We start from the raw sequence: 20,154 nt of genomic DNA on the forward strand, positions 1-20,154 counted from the left end.
AAACTATAATTTATACCTAAATCCGGTATAAAACATTCTGCCCATTATGGGCGCGTACACCATGGTGGTATCAAAATTGGCACCAAAAGGGTCTTGGGCACCCACCACAGGGTTGTCCTGCATAAAATTAGTCAAATTTTCCCCTCCCACATAAATTTCAAAATTATGGCTGAACACTTTGGTGAGCTGGGCGTTCATTAAACTGTAAGATGGTGAGTACCCCACGGAACTATTGGCGGCTCCTGGCAAACGCTGCCTTCCCAAAGTATGCACCGTATAATCCATGCGCCATTGAGACCCATTTTCTTTGGGGACCGTCATATATCCAAGATTGGCAAAAAATCGATGCTGGGCCTGTAAGGGTTTTTGCAGTGTCCCAGTTCGGTAATCGGTTTCTACATTATAATTTTTGTAGGCCGTCCTCAGCTCTAAATTTTTTAATACATTATAATTTACTTCAAATTGAAAGCTTTTGGCCATACTCTTTCCCTCCAGGTTATAAAACGAAACCTCTAAAGGATTCTCCCAATCTACGACCACCTGATTTTTAAAATTGGTAACGTAATAATCCAATGTTATGTTACCCGTTCTATTGAACAAATTAAATCCCTGTATATAACTTGCACCATAATTCCAGGCATCTTCGGGATCCAACCCATAAATACTGCCCTTATCCCCAAGAACACTTATCTGCCTTGACGAGGCAAATAATTGTTGATTTTCGGCAAAGATATTGGCTACCCGCCTTCCGCGGCCCAAAGACCCCCTAAAGCTCCCTCTTTCCCATGGCATATACCGCAGGTGCAACCTGGGAGTAACAAAAGTCCCTAAATGGTTGTGATTGTCCACTCTTATGCCCGCGGTTAAACTCCACTCTTTTAGATTATCATAACTGTACTCGAAAAAAGCTCCAATGGATCTGTCTACCCTGGAAAAACCTTGGGTATTCACCATTTCCCCATAGCCATCATACGCAAAGGTCAGACCTGTTTTAAATTTGCTCTTGGTGTCCCCGATTATGGAATTGAACAACAGGTTGGAATAGATACTTTCATGATCAATATTATATTCGTTAAAACCAAAATAGGAATCCTGTTTGTGGATATTATAGGCCGTTTGAAACCCAAAACTCTGAAATGGTAGCCCGGGAAATACATAGCCCAATTTCCATGAAGTATCAAACCTTCTGGTCTTTATTTCCCCTCCCCATGAATTGGTAGTGAATTTATCCGTAACAGGATCAAAATTTGTCTGCCCAAGCTGTTTGTCATCGTTCAAAAAACGAAGATTGATAAAACTTATCCAACCGGTATTTGGGTTTTGGTATTGCCACCTGTTCAATACATTTATTTGATTGCCCAAGGGAACGTCCAAAAACCCATCCCCATTTCCATCTTCCTTGGTATCCCTTCGGTTGCCATGGAGATAGAGCCCTGTACTCCATTTATCGGTCAACTTTTTGTTCAAATGGGTATTTAATTCCAGCCTGCCATTTAAATTGGCGTACCCGTTGACAAATACGGCCTTATCGGTTAAAGGTTTTACCAATTCCGTATTTATTTGTCCCGAAATACTTTCGTAACCATTAACAACACTGCCCGCACCCTTTGTAATCTGGATACTCTCCACCCAGGTCCCCGGCGTAAAGGTAAGTCCGTAGGCCTGTGAGGCACCCCGTACCATAGGGATATTCTCTTGGGTTATCAATAAATAAGGACTGGTTAGCCCCAACATCTGTATTTGCTTTGTGCCGGTCAGGGCATCGGAAAAGTTAACATCTATGGCAGGATTGGTTTCAAAGCTCTCAGAAAGATTGCAACAGGCAGCCTTTAACAACTCTGCACTATTTATGGTGACCACATTCTGTGGGCTGAAATAGGATTTCTGTACCGCATCCCGTTTCTTAAGGACCACCACCTCGTTCAAAGCATTGGATGGCCTTAGCCAATGGTGGACCATTCTAGGGGAATCAATGGACAAGGTGTCCGACTCAAACCCTACATAGCTAATAACCAGTTGGTTAAATTCCTTTTTAAACGGAATCACAAAGCTTCCGTCTGTCTTGGTAATGGTCCCCATCTGGGAATTTAACCAATAAACATTGGCTCCCGCCAATCCTAGGTGCTCATTTTCAGGGTTTTTCTCCATGACCATTCCCTCAATATGGTCCTGGGAAATAGCCAATAAAGGAATCCATAAAAACATACTTACAAAAAAATGCTTCACTTGATATATTTTATTATGAACCCATTTAAACTTTTCTGATCGAAGCGAACCCTCCCGATCCGGAACGGGCAGAAATCAACTAGCTATGTCCAATTGAACCTCTTTTTGAGTTGCATAGCAGGGCTACGGAACTAAAACCTGCCTGCCTGCCGGCAGGAAAGATGAAAAATGGGCGAAAAAGAGCAATTTTTTTTAGCCAATTGAGAAAAGTTTAAATGTTTTCTATTAGTAGATAATCGAAATCAACAAACCATCGGATTCTCCAATTTCAAAAATGGAAAACCGAAGTCATTACCAATAAAAAAAATCAAATGAGGAAAACCTGGTCCAAGATTTGGATATCTTTAACCAATATGGGTGGTGGATAATCGGCATGGGGAACAAAGTGCTGCTCCCTTGGCTGAAATAAATTTATATAATAACAAGTAAAGGCCGCCAAAAAATACTGCTGGCCAAAACTAAGGTCATATTGGGAAATGCTTAATTCGTCCTGACCCTGAACCGAAACAATCTCGTCAGTGCAGCAACTATTGGAATCCTTATCGAGGTCCGTACCATTATTTAACAAAGGCATTTCCATGCCGCATGTTTCCGCTTCATGAAAGAAAGCAATATCCACCAACGCACCGAGGCAAAAATGCTTCTCCACCGTCCAAGAAACGGTAGAGGCCAGCATAAAAATTGCCATCAATAGAGCCACTATTTTATGGATCATTACTTTCATAAAGTCAAAAATAATCAAAAGTTGGCACTCTTTATTTTCCTTCCCAAACATTAACTAAATTTTAGGTCTAAAATTGCCCAACCCAATAATTAGGATGTGAAGTTTAAAATGGGTAGTGCCACAGGATTTATAAATAGCCCTATTTTTGTAAAAAATCATCATATGCTAAGCAGATTAAGACCAAAGGTTTCGGCAATTATAAACGATCCCCAAATAAATAGCCCCGAAAAAATGCAGGCCATTTGCGAATTGCTTAAAGAAAATGTTCCGTACTATGATTGGGTAGGGTTCTACTTTAGAAACGGGGATAAGGAAGAGCTGAAATTGGGTCCCTACGCCGGGACCCCTACGGACCATACCATAATTCCTTTTGGCAAAGGAATATGTGGGCAGGTAGCGGTATCCGATCAAAACTTTGTAGTTCCCGATGTAAAGGCTCAGGACAATTACATAGCTTGTAGTATGACCGTTAAGGCTGAAATAGTAATTCCCTTATTCTTAAACGGCGTAAATATTGGCCAAATCGACATCGATTCCAATACTCCGGATCCATTTTCCGAAGAGGACGAGCGTTTTTTGGAATACGTAAACCGGGAGGTCTCCAAAATTCTTTAAAACTTTAGGGCGATTGTTAATAATCCTGCTGATTTTTAAGTACAAAAAAATTACTTTTGTGTCCTTTATAATCCATAACAACAATCACATCAAAATGAGTACCACTAAAAAAGCTTCCTCAGCCTTGATATCCGTTTTTCACAAAGATGGGCTAGAGCCATTGGTAAAAAAGTTTAATGAATTGGGAATTACCATCTATTCTACAGGAGGTACGGAAACATTCATAAAGGAGTTGGGAATAGACGTAGTGCCCGTAGAGGACGTTACCAGCTATCCGTCCATATTGGGTGGTAGGGTAAAAACCTTGCATCCCAAGGTGTTTGGTGGTATATTGAACCGTCAGGACAATGAAAGTGACCAGGCACAATTGAAGGAGTTTGAAATTCCACAATTGGATATCGTCATTGTAGATCTTTATCCTTTTGAAAAAACGGTTGCCAGCGGAGCTTCCGAACAGGATATTATTGAAAAAATAGACATAGGAGGCATATCGTTGATACGTGCGGCAGCCAAGAATTATAAGGATACGCTCTGCGTCTCCTCCATGAACGATTATGATGAAGTCTTGGAAATGATTGCCAAAGGAAATGGCAGCACTACTTTAGAAGACCGCAGACGTTTTGCAACAAAATCCTTCAATGTGTCATCACATTACGATTCGGCCATTTTTAATTACTTCAACAAGAACCACGAAGAGGCTGCGTTCAAATTAAGTGCAACCAACGGGCAGGTCCTTCGCTATGGTGAAAACCCCCATCAAAAAGGTTTTTTCTTTGGCGATTTTGATGCCATGTTCAACAAACTCCACGGTAAGGAACTTTCCTATAACAATTTGTTGGATGTGGATGCAGCTGTAAACCTTATCCAAGAATTTAAGAACGATGCCCCCACCTTCGCCATATTGAAACATAATAATGCCTGTGGCCTTGCCACCAGGCCAACCATTCATCAAGCCTATCTTGATGCATTGGCAGGCGATCCAGTTTCGGCCTTTGGCGGAATATTGATCAGCAACGTTGAAATAGACAAACCCACTGCCGAGGAAATCCATGATCTTTTTTGCGAAGTGGTCATTGCACCTAGCTATACCCCCGTGGCCCTGGACATCCTAAAAGGCAAGAAAAATAGAATAATTCTGGTCCAGAATGAAGTAGACCTCCCCAAAATGACGGTCAAAACATGTTTAAATGGTGTTTTAATTCAGGAAAAAGATGAAAAGACCGATAAAATTTCCGACCTTACCAATGCTACCAATAAAAAACCTACGGATAGGGAACTGGAAGATCTGATCTTTGCTTCAAAATTATGTAAACACACCAAAAGCAACACCATTGTTCTTGCCAAAAACAAACAATTGTGTGCCAGTGGTACCGGCCAAACTTCTCGTGTAGATGCCCTAAACCAAGCTATCCACAAGGCCCGATCCTTTAATTTTGATCTAAAGGGAGCTGTATTGGCCAGTGATGCCTTCTTTCCTTTTCCGGATTGTGTAGAAATTGCGCATAAAAGTGGGGTAACAAGCGTTATACAACCTGGAGGCTCCATAAAGGACCAACTCAGTATCGATTATTGTAATCAAAATGGAATTGCAATGGTAATGACCGGTACACGTCATTTTAAACATTAATTTTATTACTTTTAACTATCAAAACAGACATTTAAACCGAAACATAACTACATATAATGGGATTCTTTGATTTCTTAACCGAGGAGATTGCAATAGACTTAGGTACTGCCAACACCCTCATCATTCACAACGACAAAGTGGTGGTAGACAGTCCATCTATTGTAGCCAGGGACAGAATAAGTGGAAAGATCATTGCCGTTGGCAAGGAAGCCAATATGATGCAGGGAAAGACCCATGAAAATATTAAGACCATACGTCCCTTAAAGGATGGGGTCATTGCTGATTTTGACGCCTCGGAAAAGATGATCAACATGTTCATCAAAAACATACCGGCGCTAAAGAAAAAGTGGTTTCCACCGGCCTTGAGAATGGTTATCTGTATCCCTTCCGGAATTACCGAGGTGGAAATGCGTGCCGTTAAGGAGTCAGCGGAACGTGTTAACGGAAAAGAAGTCTACCTTATCCATGAGCCAATGGCCGCCGCTATCGGGATTGGTCTGGATATTATGCAACCCAAAGGGAACATGATCGTTGATATAGGTGGCGGTACCACCGAAATTGCCGTAATTGCCCTAGGCGGAATTGTTTGCGACAAATCGGTCAAAATTGCAGGAGACGTTTTTACAAACGACATTATCTATTATATGCGTACCCAACACAACCTTTATGTTGGGGAAAGTACGGCAGAGAATATAAAGATAACCATTGGATCCGCCACGGAAGATCTGCAGACCCCTCCGGATGAAATGTCCGTTCAAGGCAGGGACCTCCTGACAGGGAAGCCCAAACAAGTATCCATTTCCTACCGTGAAATAGCCAAGGCCTTGGATAAATCCATTTTAAGGGTAGAAGATGCCGTTATGGAAACGCTGTCCCAGACCCCCCCCGAACTGGCCGCGGATATCTATAATACCGGAATTTATTTGGCCGGTGGTGGATCTATGCTAAGAGGACTGGACAGGCGATTGTCACAAAAAACGGATCTACCGGTGTATATAGCGGAAGATCCGCTAAGGGCAGTGGTAAGGGGCACGGGTATTGCTTTAAAAAACTTGGAGCGTTACAAGAGTATTTTAATTAAATAGTTTATACAATACCTTGTAATCGGTTCTACCCATATAATCAAGGTTACAGATAGCAAACAGGCCTTAATTCCTTACAGGACAGTTGCCAAAATAAGGTTTTACAAAACAATTTAAGTGAATGCGGCAGATTATCAACTTTATACTAAGATATAAAAATTTCTTGCTCTATCTTTTTCTGTTGATCATATCCTTGGCACTTACCATACAATCCCATTCATATCACCGTTCCAAATACTTTAATTCCTCCAATTGGCTAACTGGGAATATCTATGAGACTACGAGCAATATAACCACCTATTTTAGTCTTGGGGAGGAAAATAAAAAACTAGTAGAGGAAAACAAACGATTGAGAAACCTTCTTTTTAACCAAAAAAAGGAAGATTCCATAGCGTTGGACACAACCAATATTACTTATAGGGTCATTGCTTCACAAGTAATCAAGAACAGTTATAGCCTGCCCCGTAACTATATTACGATCAAAAAAGGAAGTGCTCATGGCATAAAGCCCGACATGGGCGTTATTTCTGCCAATGGAATCCTTGGAATAGTGGAAAATACATCCAAAAATTTTGCAACGGTACAGAGCCTTCTGAACACTAAATCCAGGATCAACGCAAAAATCAAGAACACCAACCATTACGGTTCCTTGGTATGGGACACGAAGAACTACAACATAGTGCAACTTGCGGACATTGAAAGATTGGTACCTATAAAAATTGGGGATACCATAGTTACAGGTGCAAGTTCCAGTATCTTTCCTGAAAACATTCCCATAGGAGTCATCAAAAATTTTGATCTTAACAATTCGCAAAGCTCATATAGTATAGACATTAGGCTCTTTAACGATATGGCCGCTATTAAAAGTATTTATGTAATAGAAAACACGAAACGGAAGGAAATAATAGAATTAGAAGCCAAGACCAGTAATGATCCGCAATAGCTACTTTATAAACATTATTAGATTTGTACTATTAATTTTAGTACAGGTATTGGTTTTTAATAAGCTCAATTTTTTTGGGTATATTAATCCAATGGTGTATATCCTATTCCTTTTTTGGTATCCCATTAAGGAGAAAAGACAATTATTTCTACTGTTAAGTTTTCTACTTGGCTTTTTAATAGATTTATTTTCGGATACCTTTGCCATTCACGCGGCAGCCACTGTTACCATAGCTTATTTAAGACCCACCATAATGCGCTTTTGTTTTGGGGTAAATTATGATTTTCAAAATTTTAAACAAACCAATACCACCAGGGTACAACAAATTACATTTTTAACGTTATTAATTATAATACATCATTTAGTTTTCTATACCCTTGAAATTTTCAGTTTTGAAAATACACTGTTAATTTTACAAAAAGTACTAACTGTCAGTTTGGCCACCTTAATTTTGTGCTTACTATTAAGTTCACTTTTTAGTGTTAAAAAAGAATGAGAAAAATCCTATTATCCTCCATAATATTATTGGTCGGAATAACCTTTATCGGTAGATTGTCCTATCTACAGATATTTAGTTTTTCCCCTAATCAAATACTGGAAGATCCGGCTATAAAAGCAGTTTACGATTATCCGGAAAGGGGTTATATATATGATAGAAACGGAAAACTTCTGGTAGCAAACCAACCGGCCTATGACGTTATGGTCATTCCAAGGGAGGTAAAACCATTGGACACCCTTGAATTTTGCAACTTATTGGGAATCGATAAAGAGAGGTTTATTTCCCAGTTAAGCAAAGCAAGGGTCTATTCCCCAAGACTTCCCTCTGTTTTGGTGCCCCAACTATCCAAAGAAGACTATGGAAGGCTTCAAGAAAAAATGAGGAGATTTGAAGGGTTCTATATTCAAAAAAGATCATTGCGCTATTATGACACCTCTAGTGGTGCCAACGTCTTGGGATACATCAGCGAGGTAAACGAATGGGATCTGGAACGAAACCCCTCCTACGCCGCAGGGGAATTAAAGGGAACAACCGGTATAGAAAAGGAATACGAGACCATCCTAAGAGGGCGAAAAGGCGTAAAATACATTCAGAAAGACCGGTTTAACAGGGATATTGGCCCCTATAAGAGCGGCACATTGGATACACTTCCCGAACAGGGAAAACAAATAACCGTTACCTTGGATAAAATGCTTCAGGAATACGGTGAAAAATTGATGACAGGTAAACATGGGGGCATAGTTGCCCTGGAACCGGCATCGGGCGAAATATTGGCGTTAATTTCCGGTCCAACCTACGACCCCGCCTTATTGGTGGGTAGGGAAAGGTCCAAGAACTACAGCAAATTACATTATGACACCATTTCAAAACCCACCTATGATCGTTCCATCTTGGCCTCCCAATCCCCGGGATCGCCCTTTAAGACCTTAAACGCCCTTGTTGCCCTTCAAGAAGGTGCCATTACGCCCGAAACTACCTTTCATTGTTACAACGGCTTCTACGTGGGAAGAAGGAAAAGAGGCTGTCATTGCGGAGGAGGGACAAGAAATTTAAATTCTGGCATATACCTGTCCTGTAATGCCTATTTTGCAGGGGCCTTTCGAAAAATTTACGATCAATTTCCAACTTCTGCAGAAGGCATGGATGTTTGGGAAAAACATATGAAAAGTTTTGGTCTTGGTACCTTTTTAGGCTATGACCTACCTACTGGAAGACCGGGACGAATTCCCAACAAAGAATATTATAACCGAATATATGGGGACAACAGATGGTCCTCTTCTACCATAATATCCAATTCCATAGGGCAAGGAGAGGTAGAGGTGACCCCCATCCAACTGGCCAACATGACCGCTGCCATTGCCAATAGAGGACATTTTTTTACCCCCCATATACTTAAAAAAATTGAGGGTGAAGCTATCAATATCACAGAATTCACAGAGGCCAAACATACCACTATTGATAAAAAACATTTTGAACCGGTGGTACAGGGAATGGCCGAAGTATACAAAAAAGGTACGGCAGCAAGACTGCAAATAGAGGGAATCGAAATTGCCGGTAAAACAGGAACCGTAGAGAACTTCACAAGGATCAATGGCGTACGTACCCAACTAACGGACAACTCTGTTTTCGTTGCCTTTGCACCCGTGGACAATCCAAAGATAGCCATTGCCGTGTACATTGAAAATGGATACTTTGGGTCTCGATATGCAGGACACATTGCCTCCCTAATGATCGAAAAATATCTAAAAGGCGAAATAACTCGTGTCGACTTGGAGAAAAAGATGTTGGAAAAAACTTTGGAAGAAGAATATGCAAAGCCCTATAGCGGACAACCTTTTAAAATAAATGAGCGTGTCTGGTAAAAGTGTCCTTAAACGCTTGGATTGGTTTAGCGTTCTCCTTTACATCTCCTTAGTTTTTATTGGTTGGATAAATATTTACTCCAGCACCTTCACCGACAACAACCCTTCCATATTCAATTTTGCTACATTACATGGCAAACAATTGTTTTTTATTGGGGCAAGTGGCATGTCCATCATCATTATCCTGGCCTTGGAAGCCAATTTCTATGAACGATTTTCCAGTTTATTCTACATTGTTTCCCTTGCACTTCTGATCGGGTTGTTTGTATTTGGCAAGACTATTGCCGGGGCCACCTCCTGGTACGACCTCGGTTTTTTCAACCTACAACCCTCTGAGTTGGCCAAAGTGGCTACCGCACTTGCCCTAGCCAAATATTTAAGTGATATACAGACCGATATAAAGCGTCAGAAAGACCAAATGATAGCCATTATGATCATATTGCTACCGGCATTCCTGATCATTCCCCAGCCTGATCCGGGAAGTGCCCTGGTCTTCTTTGCCCTGATCTTTGTAATTTTCAGGGAGGGACTCCCACTCTACTATCTTGGAATAGGGTTCATGGTAATCCTTATATTTATTTTAACGTTGATGTTCGGCACTATTTGGGTGGGTATAATCCTTGGATTACTATTGGCGCTGTTCCTATTATTAAAAAAACCTTCCTTCAAGGTTCCTATAATACCGGTTATCCTTATTTATGTGGCCATTGTATTATTCTCCCTTTCCGTAAATTTTGTTTTTAACAATGTTTTTGAACAAAGGCATAGGGATAGGTTCAGTCTTTGGCTTCGGCTGGAAAAGGACCCCAAGAAATTGGAAGATATCCGAAGGGACATAGGTTACAACACCTATCAATCCGAAAAAGCCATTGAATCGGGCGGAAAATACGGTAAAGGATTTTTGGAGGGAACACGCACCAAAGGGAATTTCGTCCCTGAACAACATACCGATTACATCTTTAGCACCGTAGGGGAAGAATGGGGATTTGTAGGTACCGCCACCGTGGTACTTCTTTTTACAACATTATTGTTAAGGCTAGTATACTTATCCGAACGCCAAAAAAACGACTTTAGCCGAATGTACGGTTATGGGGTCATCTCCATTTTGTTTGTGCACTATTTCATAAACATAGGGATGGTCATAGGAGTTCTGCCCACTATTGGAATACCCCTGCCCTTTTTTAGCTACGGAGGTTCCGGTCTGTTATTTTTTACCGCACTTTTGTTCATTTTTCTAAAATTGGATGCCAATAGATTAAACGAACTCACCTAAAATTTCCAACCACTGGTACTTGTTCCGGCCTCCAATGTAGTTTCCAGCTCCTCCGGCAAACCGGCAAAGAAATCTATTCCGGTCAATTTTTCAAGGGTATCCACTGGCACCAAAAACTCGTCCAATTCCCTGGTATCTTCCTTATTTGGAAAAAGAAATCCTATGATCTTTAGGTTTTCACCTTGTCCTTTAGCTACAATTTTATAAAAATATTTTGGAACGGCCACATCTTCTTCGCCTATACTCTGTAAACCCTCTTCCAAAATTCCCGCAGTTACAACAAACAATGGTGCCTCCTTACCGGCCCAATACCGGATTCTTTTCTCCAACCGATTCCAGATCCCTGCATTAAAATCCTTATCCTGTGGAGTAATATTGCTGGTATAAAAGGTTTCATTATAAGCGTTTTTTGAGAATCTCCTATCCCCTGCAGGACACAAATGGCCCCTATCATATCCCGACCCCTTATAATTTCTCCAATCTGCCGATTTGCTGCCCACCTTAGGGTCCTCCATAAAAAATGGCCTTTCCCTATCATTATTTGTTAAGTGCGTTTTCTCCAGGACATAGACTACCCACTCCGCCTGTTCATAAGCTTCATTATAGGATAGGGCAAAATGGGCGTGCCGAACTGTTTCACCGGTGGTAGAGCTGGGCCATAGCCATTGCGGAATCTCTGTCTTAGGCCCCTCCCCCTCAGGCAAGGAATAAGGGGCGGGCGTATAAAAATTTTCGAACAACCAAAATAGGACCACACAAACCAGCATAAGAATGGTATAAACTATCCTATTTTTCCTATATTTATTCATAGCGCAAATATATACTTAGTAGATGACAAAATTCAATTTCGTAAGATTTTCCCCAATTCTAGACCCCGCCCCTAAAGCCTGCCTGTCCGGTAGGCAGGGGAGCCTGATTTTCCTCGATTTCTCCCCTGCCCGACTACTTCATTCAGGCAGGCTTTAGGGTTTGGGGCAAAACGGATTTTCCGAGAAACATTAAGACGATTTTGTCATGTACATAGATATATATATTAAAACTGCCATTCGGGAATTTCAGTAGATGTAAGGAATAGTCCTTTTGTACGACCAATTTCCTGAACAAAAATATTGATGAACAAATCATTCCAACACTCCCAATGCCTTTAAAAACATATAATAAAGAAAATACCGATTGCTATTTAATCAATAAAAAGGAAAGGAAAATATACATGCTAACTTGGAAAGACATTATTAATTACAGTGTTAAGGGAAATCCACTACCTGATAAACGGGTGGAAAAAACAGAAAAGGAATGGCAGGACCTGTTAACTCCCGAACAATATAGGATTACAAGAAACAAAGGAACCGAAGCACCACATAGTGGTGCGCTTTGCAGTACCCATGAAGAGGGAAAATACAATTGTATATGTTGTGAAGCCCCCTTATTCGATTCCACCATAAAATTTAATTCGGGCACCGGCTGGCCCAGTTTTACACAGCCTATAAAAGAAAACGCCATTAAATACCACAAGGATACTACTTTTGGTATGGTAAGGGTAGAAGTAATGTGCAATACCTGTGATGCCCATTTGGGACATGTTTTTCCGGATGGACCGGAACCCAGTGGCCTACGTTATTGTATTAATTCAGCATCTATGCAAATAGTTAAAGAAAGGGTAGGATGAACAATAAAAAATTAGAGACGGCTACCCTAGGAGGCGGATGTTTTTGGTGTGTAGAAGCCATTTTTCAGGAAGTAAATGGTGTACAAAAGGTAATTTCGGGCTATACCGGTGGAAATGCTCCGGGCAAGCCCACCTATAAGGAAGTTTGTTCCGGCCTTACGGGCCATGCGGAGGTGGTACAAATAACATATGACGCCAATATTATCTCATACGAGGACATTTTGGTCATATTTATGACCACCCACGACCCTACCACCCTTAATAGACAGGGAGCAGATGTAGGAACACAGTATAGATCTGTGATATATTATCACGATGACGCCCAAAAAGAAATGGCCGGATTGGTTTTAAAGGAAGTGGCACCATATTACGAGCAGGCCATAGTTACGGAAATAAGTCCTTTGAAAACCTTTTATGAAGCTGAGGAATATCATCAGGACTATTATAGAAATAACATGTCGCAAGGCTACTGCAGTGTCGTTATTTCCCCGAAGCTAAGCAAGCTTAGAAAAATGCATGCGGACAAAATTAAAAGGACAAAAGTATAGGAATACCTTTTATGGGCATTGTCCGGTTTGGGGACAAAACATATAGTTAATAACATAAGCCTACTTATCCTGGCCTATTCCGTATTTATCCAAAATATTAGGTGTTGAAATAGAATTCTTCCTACTGTGGAAATTACACACATCAATAATCAACTAGCTCGGAGCAAGTCCCGACAGGCATTCAAACAAATAAAACCTCACCCCATTTCGTTATAGAGCTTTGGGGAATTATACCTATTAATGGGATTAAAAGGGAGAAACAAATGAACAACTACAATAACAGAGATAATTTAATGGTACATCACGAAAAAGACAATAATAGATTCACCATGTCCATTGATGGAGAAATTGCAAAAGTGGTATACCAGTTACGTGATGATAAGATGTATTTGACCTATTCTGAGGTACCCTATACACTAAGGGGCAAAGGATATGGCAAGGAACTCGTGGAACGCACCTTTGAGCAATTAACAAAGGAAGGATATACCGCAGTAGCCGTATGCTCCTATATAAAAGCCGTGGCCAGAAGAAGTGAAAAATGGAAATCGATAATAGAATAAAAGCCCTATGAACCTTAATATTAAGGATACCTTTAATACGGAACTTCCCGCCGACCCTGTCCGTGAAAATACAAGAAGACAGGTTATGCAGGCCTGCTTCTCTTTTGTTGCCCCAAAATCAACCTCAAAACCAAGCCTAATACATGCTTCGAATGAAATAGGCAGGGATCTGGGGCTGACCGAAGAAGATCTCAAGTCCGAAGAGTTCGAAAGTATTTTTAGTGGAAACTCGGTATTGCCCGGCAGCAACCCATATGCCATGTGCTACGGAGGACACCAATTTGGCAATTGGGCCGGACAACTGGGAGATGGCCGTGCCATTAATTTGTTTGAAGTTGACCACAACAATAAACAATGGGCCCTACAGCTTAAGGGGGCAGGGGAAACACCTTATTCCAGAACTGCGGATGGCCTTGCCGTATTGCGTTCCTCTATCAGGGAATACCTTTGTAGTGAAGCCATGTACCACTTGGGAGTGCCCACTACCAGGGCCCTATCAGTGGCGCTCACAGGAGACCAAGTGCTAAGGGACGTACTGTACAACGGCAACCCGGAATACGAAAAAGGAGCTGTGGTATGTAGGGTGGCACCGTCCTTTTTACGCTTTGGAAATTTTGAAATTTTCTCGGCAAGGCAGGATAAAAAGACTTTAAAAACACTCACGGATTATACTATTAGACATTTTTTCCCTCATATAAAAGAAGGTAGCAAAAATGCTTATCTCCAATTTTTTAGGGAGGTTGCCAACAGCACCCTTGAAATGATCATACACTGGCAGCGCGTAGGCTTTGTACATGGGGTAATGAATACCGATAATATGTCCATTCTGGGTCTTACTATAGATTACGGGCCATACGGATGGCTGGAAGGATATGATGAAGGTTGGACCCCCAACACCACAGATCGGCAGTATAAGCGGTATAGATATGGGAATCAAATAAACATAGGCCTTTGGAACCTTTATCAACTGGCAAACGCCCTCTTCCCCTTAATAGAGGATGCGAAGGCCCTTGAAGATATATTGATGGAATACCGTAACAATTATTCCACAAAATATCTCTCGATGATGAAATCTAAAATTGGCCTTTTCAAATCCGACGAAAACGATGCAACGCTTTTGGGCAGATTGGAAGACAACTTACAGTTAACGGAAACGGATATGACCCTATTTTTTAGAAATCTGAACCGTATTTCAAAGGATAGTCTTATAAATGAGACCTTTTTGGCCCCAGTAATGGATGCCTTTTACGTACCGGAAGAAGTTCAGGACGATATTCTAGAGAATTGGAGGCTATGGTTTACCGACTACATACACAGATTACAAAAGGAAAATATTGACGAGAGACAGAGAGCGGAAAAAATGAATAACGTAAACCCAAAATATGTCCTTAGAAACTATATGGCCCAATTGGCCATAGACGCTGCGGACGAGGGGGATTACTCGCTATTGGATGAATTTTTTCAATTATTAAAAAATCCGTATGCAGAACAACCGCAGGCTGAAAAATGGTTTGCGAAACGACCCGAATGGGCCAGAAACAAAGTAGGGTGTTCCATGCTCTCCTGTAGTTCATAGCACCTAAGCCGGCCATTTCTTGCAAAGGTCCGTTTAATAAACAAAAGCAATCACAAAGGAAATTTCACAAAAAAACCTGCTCCAGGAGCAGGTTTCAATGTATTATGATTATTTACAATTAACCTTTTACACTGGCCAATTTGGAATTCTTTATGTTGTTCAATTTTAAGTCCTGTAAGACATTGACAGCCTCCTCTACATAGACATCCTTGGCCAAATCCTTATGCCAACGGTCCCGTTTTTCCCTCAATACCGAATCTTGTACAAACAACTCTTTTTCATATTTCAAGGATTCAAAGCTGAGGTGCGAATCGTAATCCGAAATGGTTTTAAAATACTTCGCCTTTTCCTTATCCAGTTCCAATCCCTTTTTATACTCCTCGTACTTCAAAGAAACTACGGTCTCATCCTGTGCCTTTTTGATCCACTGCGCATTTTCCTCGATCAATTTAATTTGATTGTTCTGGGCCATTCTTTTTGTACTGCTGGCAATGGTGGCCTCATAGTCTATATAACCGTCCCATGGGGTATACTCCGCTGGGGCAATCTTGTCCCAGGTCAAAGGATTTTCCTGATCCCTTTCCCCAAGATCAATATAACTATAACGATCTGGAACAACAACATCGCTCTTAACCCCTTCCAATTGGGTGGACCCCCCATTTATTCTATAGAATTTTTGGGTTGTAAGCTTTATGGCCCCCAGGTCCCCGTGCTCATTTCCCCTTACAATATTCTCCAAGGGGATTACATTTTGAACGGTTCCCTTACCGAAGGTTTGTTTGCTCCCAATTACCACTCCCCTTTTATAGTCCTGCATTGCCGCTGCCAAAATCTCTGATGCAGAAGCCGATAATTCGTTTACCAAAATCACCAAAGGTCCATCCCATTGTATACGCTCGTCCTTATCATTGTATACTTCAGGGTTTTTATCGGTAGACCTTACCTGTACAATTGGTCCGTCCTTAATAAACAAGCCGGCCATTTCCACAACTGTTTTAAGGGATCCGCCACCATTGTCCCTCAGGTCCAGGATCAGGCCCTCTGCTCCGGCCTGCTTTAGTCTTTCTACTTCTTTTGCCACATCCGTGGCCGCGTTTCTTTCATTGTAGTCCTCAAAATCCACATAAAACTTGGGCAGATTAATAAGTCCATATTTATGGTTGTCCTTTATAACGGCAGCAGATTTGGCATAGGACTCTTCCAATTCCACTACATCCCTGGTAAGGGAGATCACCACGAGGGAACCATCCACTTTTCTAACCGTCAAATCTACGATGGTCCCTTTGGGGCCTTTAATAAACTTAATGGCATCATCCAAACGCATCCCAACAATATCTACCGGTGTTTCCCCATCCTGTCCTACTTTCAGTATCTCATCACCTACTTCCAATTGCTGATCCCTCCATACGGGTCCCCCGGATATAATCTCTACTATTTTGGTCTGATCTTTTTTCTTTTGAAGTCGCGCACCAATACCTTCAAATTTCCCGGACATACTGGTATCGAATTTCTCTTTGTCGTCCGGAGCAAAATAGAAGGTGTGGGGGTCAAATACTTCCACTATGGTATTTAGGTATTGTACAAACCAATCCTTACGTTCCAGATCATCCACAAAATCAAAATAATCATCCAAGGTATTTTTGGTAGATTCCCTTGCCGCCTTTTCGGCCTGTGCCGGTGTCAAGGGTCCACTATTATCGTCTTCTCCTTCAAAGGCATCAACTTCATCCACTTCATCCCCGTCTTTACTGGTGTTGGCAGCTTCCTTGTTCAAATTCAGTTTGGAATCGTAAGTGCCCAATGTGGCATATTTTAATTGCTTTCTCCACCGTTCCTTTAAATCCTTACGGGAGTCCACATAACCTTGTTCATCGTAATTGATCTCTATGGTTTCATCCACAGTATAATTAAAGGGTTCATTCAGTACTTCTTTATAAATTACCTTGGCATCCTCCATACGCTCCAATAGACGCTTGTAAACCATATCAAAAAAAGTGATATCGGTATTCTTTATCTGATCGTCCAACTGAAACTTAAATTTTTCAAATTCCTGGATGTCGCTTTCCAAAAAATAACGTTTTGTGGGATCTAAAATATCCAAAAACCCTTCGAAAACACTAACAGAGAAATCATCGTCAATGTCTTTTGGCTGATAATGGCCGCGTTCCAAAACATAGGTAATAAGGTCCAATAACAATTTGTCCTTATCGTCAGTTTCAAATGATTTGTTGGTAAAACTGCATGAAGCTACCGCAACGAGCATTACAATTAATGCGTAGGCTAAATTTCTTTTCATCTATTTTATTTATTGTTTTTCCACATTTGGAGCAATTTTTAAAAACAAAGACCACCCCTTCTTTTTTAAACTTACAAACATCTAAAATTAACCAAACCACCCCTGCAATCCAAGTTTTGTCTTTTAAAAGTGGTTCTAGATGTCAATTACCCTAAGATAACGAAAAAATCGTGCCATATTATACCCATCTGCCATTAATCTTTTGTTAATGAACTCGTCTTGAGTTCCCAATGGCCAAAGACATTGATCTTTGATGGAAAGAAACTGTCATTTCCATAAATTAAATGTAAAATTTTAGTATATCCCCTTCCCAATTCAAAAAACGATAATAGATTAAAAACGTATTTTTGCAACATAAATTATATCTTATGGCGAAACCTTTGATCTTGGTCACGAACGACGACGGAATTACAGCTCCCGGCTTAAGGGCGTTGATCAGATATATGATGGAATTGGGGGAGGTAGTCGTAGTGGCCCCGGACAGCCCGCAATCGGGAATGGGGCATGCCATAACCATAGACAACACCCTTTACATAAAGAAGATCAAAGTTGATTTGGAAAATAGTGCAATTGAAGAATACAGTTGTAGCGGAACACCGGCCGACTGTGTTAAACTTGGCTTACAGGAACTCTTGGGAAGAAGACCCGACCTTTGTGTTAGTGGTATAAACCATGGTTCCAATTCTTCTATCAATGTTATTTACTCCGGTACTATGAGTGCTGCTATCGAAGCTGGTATTGAAGGAATACCTGCCATAGGTTTTTCCCTATGTGATTATTCTTGGAACGCCAACTTTGAGCAGAGCAAGGAGGCCATCCAAAAAATAGTCCGGGAAGCCCTTAGAAATGGTATCCCCAATGGGGTGGTACTTAATGTAAACATTCCCAAAACCGATAATAGACCGCCCAAAGGCATAAAAATTTGCAGACAAGCCCGGGCCAACTGGAAAGAAAAATTCGACAAACGAACTAGTCCCAATGGCAAGGAATATTACTGGCTTACAGGAGAGTTTGACCTTTTGGACAAGGGCGAGGATACGGATGAATATGCCCTGTCCCAAGACTATATTTCGGTAGTTCCCACACAATTTGACCTAACGGCCCACCATGCCATTCAACATATTAACAATTGGAAACTAAATGATTAAAAAAGAAATATTGATCGGTCTAGTTGTTGGCATCATTGCCAATACTATCGGAACCTTACTGTACATATTGACCTTCTCGGACTTTGGCATTGTAGAAACCTACTATGCCGCCGTTGAACAGGGGCATGTAGGCAGTTTATTGGCACTTGGGGCCATTCTAAACCTGATCGCCTTTTTTGGATTTTTAAAAATCCGTAGGGATTATAGGGCAAGGGGTGTTATGATCGCCACCCTTTTGACCGCAATGTTAATTTTGTACTATAAAGTTTTTTAGCATCGGGCCCGCGGCCATCCAATACAATACACGGCCCAACTATTAATGACCACAGAAAACTAATCGGATGAAATACTATATCATCGCCGGGGAGGCATCGGGCGACCTTCATGGGTCCAACCTCATAAAAGCCCTTAAAAAAAAGGATTCGTATGCCGACATTCGTTGTTGGGGAGGCGATTTAATGAAAGCCGCAGGGGGCAACCTTGTAAAGCATTACAAGGAAATGGCCTTTATGGGCTTTCTAGAGGTGATCACCAATATCAATCAAATTTTTAAAAATATCGCCTTTTGCAAAGAAGATATCAGCGAATTTAATCCGGATGTAATAGTTTTTATAGACTATTCCGGCTTCAATCTTAGAATAGCCTCTTGGGCAAAAAAGAACCAATTTAAGACGAATTATTATATTTCGCCTCAAATATGGGCCTCTCGGGAAGGACGGATACATAAGATAAAGAGGGATATTGATGCCATGCACGTAATCCTTCCTTTTGAAAAGGAATTTTATGAAAAAAAACACCTCTATCCCGTAAATTTTGTGGGCCACCCCCTAATAGATGCCATTGGGGACATTCCCAGGACCAGCGATAAAAGTTTTAGGGAAGCACATAATTTGGATTTGCAAAAACCCATAATTGCCTTGTTGCCCGGGAGCAGGAAACAAGAGGTTCAAAAAATGCTTACCCTTATGTTGTCCGTTACCCCATCGTTCCCAAAATTTCAATTTGTAATTGCCGGGGCCCCCAGTTTGGATCTGGAATTTTACCGGCCCTTTTTAAAATCGTCCCAAGTACGTCTTATTTCCAACAAGACCTATGATCTGTTAAGCCTATCCTATGCCGCCCTGGTCACCAGTGGTACCGCCACCTTGGAAACGGCCCTTTTTAAGGTGCCACAAGTGGTCTGCTATCGCGCCAATTGGATCTCTTATCAAATTGCAAAAAGGATCATTACCCTTAAGTTTATTTCCCTAGTGAATCTTATTATGGACAAAGAGGTTGTGAAAGAACTTATCCAAGGGGATCTGAATACGAAAAACCTTAGAAAGGAACTCGATAAAATCCTGCACGGACCCGAAAGAAAGAGGCAGTTCGAAGCCTATTACGAACTGGAAAAAAAACTTGGCGGCAAGGGCGCAAGTGAAAATGCGGCATCCCTGATTATTCAAAGTGCCCAAGAAAAAAATTCTTGAAATTTTTTATTTTACCTCACCCGGAACTGCCGAAAAAGCA

Annotated in this window: 17 protein-coding genes; 13 read left to right on the plus strand and 4 right to left on the minus strand. The window is 41.1% G+C overall.

The annotated features are described in order from the left end of the window. Positions 1-3: 3 nt before the first annotated feature. Both D0S24_RS08905 and D0S24_RS08910 read right to left on the minus strand, forming a co-directional pair. Positions 4-2,205 carry a TonB-dependent receptor gene (locus D0S24_RS08905; protein WP_251795768.1) on the minus strand — a complete coding sequence of 734 codons (2,202 nt, stop codon included), beginning with the start codon at positions 2,203-2,205 and terminating at the stop codon, positions 4-6. A gap of 328 nt (positions 2,206-2,533) precedes the next feature. Continuing rightward, a complete protein-coding gene (locus tag D0S24_RS08910) occupies positions 2,534-3,001 on the minus strand; it encodes an HYC_CC_PP family protein (protein ID WP_251795754.1) in 468 nt (155 codons plus the stop codon). 111 nt (positions 3,002-3,112) lie between these two features. Here D0S24_RS08910 and D0S24_RS08915 point away from each other — a divergent pair, with 111 nt between their 5' ends. From D0S24_RS08915 to rodA, 6 genes are all read left to right on the plus strand, one after another. Continuing rightward, on the plus strand, positions 3,113-3,565 hold the full coding sequence (locus D0S24_RS08915) for a GAF domain-containing protein (RefSeq protein WP_117019869.1): 453 nt from the start codon (positions 3,113-3,115) through the stop codon (positions 3,563-3,565). Between the two features lie 94 nt (positions 3,566-3,659). Beyond that, positions 3,660-5,192, plus strand: coding sequence for a bifunctional phosphoribosylaminoimidazolecarboxamide formyltransferase/IMP cyclohydrolase (gene purH, locus D0S24_RS08920; protein WP_117019533.1), 1,533 nt, complete (start codon positions 3,660-3,662; stop codon positions 5,190-5,192). 56 nt (positions 5,193-5,248) lie between these two features. Next, entirely contained in the window at positions 5,249-6,277 is a 1,029-nt protein-coding gene (locus D0S24_RS08925; RefSeq protein ID WP_069858480.1) for a rod shape-determining protein, read from the plus strand. A 118-nt stretch (positions 6,278-6,395) separates the two neighbouring features. Next, positions 6,396-7,217: a rod shape-determining protein MreC gene (gene mreC / locus D0S24_RS08930; protein WP_117019534.1), complete on the plus strand. Its 822-nt coding sequence runs from the start codon at positions 6,396-6,398 to the stop codon at positions 7,215-7,217. A gap of 492 nt (positions 7,218-7,709) precedes the next feature. Then, entirely contained in the window at positions 7,710-9,578 is a 1,869-nt protein-coding gene (locus D0S24_RS08940; protein ID WP_117019536.1) for a penicillin-binding protein 2, read from the plus strand. Beyond that, positions 9,568-10,851, plus strand: coding sequence for a rod shape-determining protein RodA (rodA, locus tag D0S24_RS08945; RefSeq protein WP_117019870.1), 1,284 nt, complete (start codon positions 9,568-9,570; stop codon positions 10,849-10,851). The genes D0S24_RS08940 and rodA overlap by 11 nt, the downstream gene beginning before the upstream one ends. On the opposite strand, the gene D0S24_RS08950 is transcribed toward rodA, so the two are convergent. Further along, positions 10,848-11,660, minus strand: coding sequence for a DNA/RNA non-specific endonuclease (locus D0S24_RS08950; RefSeq protein ID WP_117019537.1), 813 nt, complete (start codon positions 11,658-11,660; stop codon positions 10,848-10,850). The two genes, rodA and D0S24_RS08950, sit on opposite strands and share 4 nt — an antisense overlap. Positions 11,661-12,061: 401 nt before the next feature. On the opposite strand from D0S24_RS08950, the gene msrB reads away from it, so the two are divergent. The 4 genes from msrB to D0S24_RS08970 all read left to right on the plus strand — a co-directional run bounded on the left by msrB (position 12,062) and on the right by D0S24_RS08970 (position 15,201). Next, on the plus strand, positions 12,062-12,517 hold the full coding sequence (gene msrB, locus D0S24_RS08955) for a peptide-methionine (R)-S-oxide reductase MsrB (protein WP_117019871.1): 456 nt from the start codon (positions 12,062-12,064) through the stop codon (positions 12,515-12,517). Beyond that, complete coding sequence (msrA, locus tag D0S24_RS08960) at positions 12,514-13,065, plus strand: peptide-methionine (S)-S-oxide reductase MsrA (RefSeq protein ID WP_117019538.1); 552 nt, start codon at positions 12,514-12,516, stop codon at positions 13,063-13,065. Before msrB ends, msrA begins: the two co-directional genes overlap by 4 nt. A 263-nt stretch (positions 13,066-13,328) precedes the next feature. Beyond that, positions 13,329-13,625, plus strand: a complete 297-nt coding sequence (locus tag D0S24_RS08965; RefSeq protein WP_117019539.1) for a GNAT family N-acetyltransferase — start codon at positions 13,329-13,331, stop codon at positions 13,623-13,625. A 7-nt stretch (positions 13,626-13,632) separates the two neighbouring features. Further along, complete coding sequence (locus tag D0S24_RS08970; RefSeq protein WP_117019540.1) at positions 13,633-15,201, plus strand: YdiU family protein; 1,569 nt, start codon at positions 13,633-13,635, stop codon at positions 15,199-15,201. 118 nt (positions 15,202-15,319) lie between these two features. Here D0S24_RS08970 and D0S24_RS08975 read toward each other — a convergent pair whose 3' ends face one another. Next, positions 15,320-17,497: a carboxy terminal-processing peptidase gene (locus tag D0S24_RS08975; protein WP_117019541.1), complete on the minus strand. Its 2,178-nt coding sequence runs from the start codon at positions 17,495-17,497 to the stop codon at positions 15,320-15,322. Between the two features lie 368 nt (positions 17,498-17,865). Between D0S24_RS08975 and surE the strand changes: the two genes are divergently transcribed. The 3 genes from surE to lpxB all read left to right on the plus strand — a co-directional run bounded on the left by surE (position 17,866) and on the right by lpxB (position 20,114). Further along, a complete protein-coding gene (gene surE / locus D0S24_RS08980) occupies positions 17,866-18,645 on the plus strand; it encodes a 5'/3'-nucleotidase SurE (protein WP_117019542.1) in 780 nt (259 codons plus the stop codon). Next, a complete protein-coding gene (locus D0S24_RS08985; RefSeq protein WP_117019543.1) occupies positions 18,638-18,919 on the plus strand; it encodes a hypothetical protein in 282 nt (93 codons plus the stop codon). The genes surE and D0S24_RS08985 overlap by 8 nt, the downstream gene beginning before the upstream one ends. A gap of 67 nt (positions 18,920-18,986) precedes the next feature. Beyond that, positions 18,987-20,114: a lipid-A-disaccharide synthase gene (gene lpxB / locus D0S24_RS08990; protein ID WP_117019544.1), complete on the plus strand. Its 1,128-nt coding sequence runs from the start codon at positions 18,987-18,989 to the stop codon at positions 20,112-20,114. The last annotated feature ends 40 nt before the right edge of the window (positions 20,115-20,154 follow it).

The sequence above is a fragment of the Arenibacter sp. P308M17 genome (genome assembly GCF_003426735.1).
GTDB lineage: Bacteria > Bacteroidota > Bacteroidia > Flavobacteriales > Flavobacteriaceae > Arenibacter.

Coding starts and splice junctions, on each gene's coding strand:
- D0S24_RS08970 (WP_117019540.1), top strand. CDS start 13,633: ATGAACCTTAATATTAAGGATACCTTTAATACGGAACTTCCCGCCGAC.
- D0S24_RS08915 (WP_117019869.1), top strand. CDS start 3,113: ATGCTAAGCAGATTAAGACCAAAGGTTTCGGCAATTATAAACGATCCC.
- mreC (WP_117019534.1), top strand. CDS start 6,396: ATGCGGCAGATTATCAACTTTATACTAAGATATAAAAATTTCTTGCTC.
- D0S24_RS08965 (WP_117019539.1), top strand. CDS start 13,329: ATGAACAACTACAATAACAGAGATAATTTAATGGTACATCACGAAAAA.
- purH (WP_117019533.1), top strand. CDS start 3,660: ATGAGTACCACTAAAAAAGCTTCCTCAGCCTTGATATCCGTTTTTCAC.
- msrB (WP_117019871.1), top strand. CDS start 12,062: ATGCTAACTTGGAAAGACATTATTAATTACAGTGTTAAGGGAAATCCA.
- D0S24_RS08905 (WP_251795768.1), bottom strand. CDS start 2,205: ATGTTTTTATGGATTCCTTTATTGGCTATTTCCCAGGACCATATTGAG.
- lpxB (WP_117019544.1), top strand. CDS start 18,987: ATGAAATACTATATCATCGCCGGGGAGGCATCGGGCGACCTTCATGGG.
- D0S24_RS08975 (WP_117019541.1), bottom strand. CDS start 17,497: ATGAAAAGAAATTTAGCCTACGCATTAATTGTAATGCTCGTTGCGGTA.
- msrA (WP_117019538.1), top strand. CDS start 12,514: ATGAACAATAAAAAATTAGAGACGGCTACCCTAGGAGGCGGATGTTTT.
- D0S24_RS08950 (WP_117019537.1), bottom strand. CDS start 11,660: ATGAATAAATATAGGAAAAATAGGATAGTTTATACCATTCTTATGCTG.
- D0S24_RS08910 (WP_251795754.1), bottom strand. CDS start 3,001: ATGTTTGGGAAGGAAAATAAAGAGTGCCAACTTTTGATTATTTTTGAC.
- D0S24_RS08940 (WP_117019536.1), top strand. CDS start 7,710: ATGAGAAAAATCCTATTATCCTCCATAATATTATTGGTCGGAATAACC.
- D0S24_RS08925 (WP_069858480.1), top strand. CDS start 5,249: ATGGGATTCTTTGATTTCTTAACCGAGGAGATTGCAATAGACTTAGGT.
- D0S24_RS08985 (WP_117019543.1), top strand. CDS start 18,638: ATGATTAAAAAAGAAATATTGATCGGTCTAGTTGTTGGCATCATTGCC.
- surE (WP_117019542.1), top strand. CDS start 17,866: ATGGCGAAACCTTTGATCTTGGTCACGAACGACGACGGAATTACAGCT.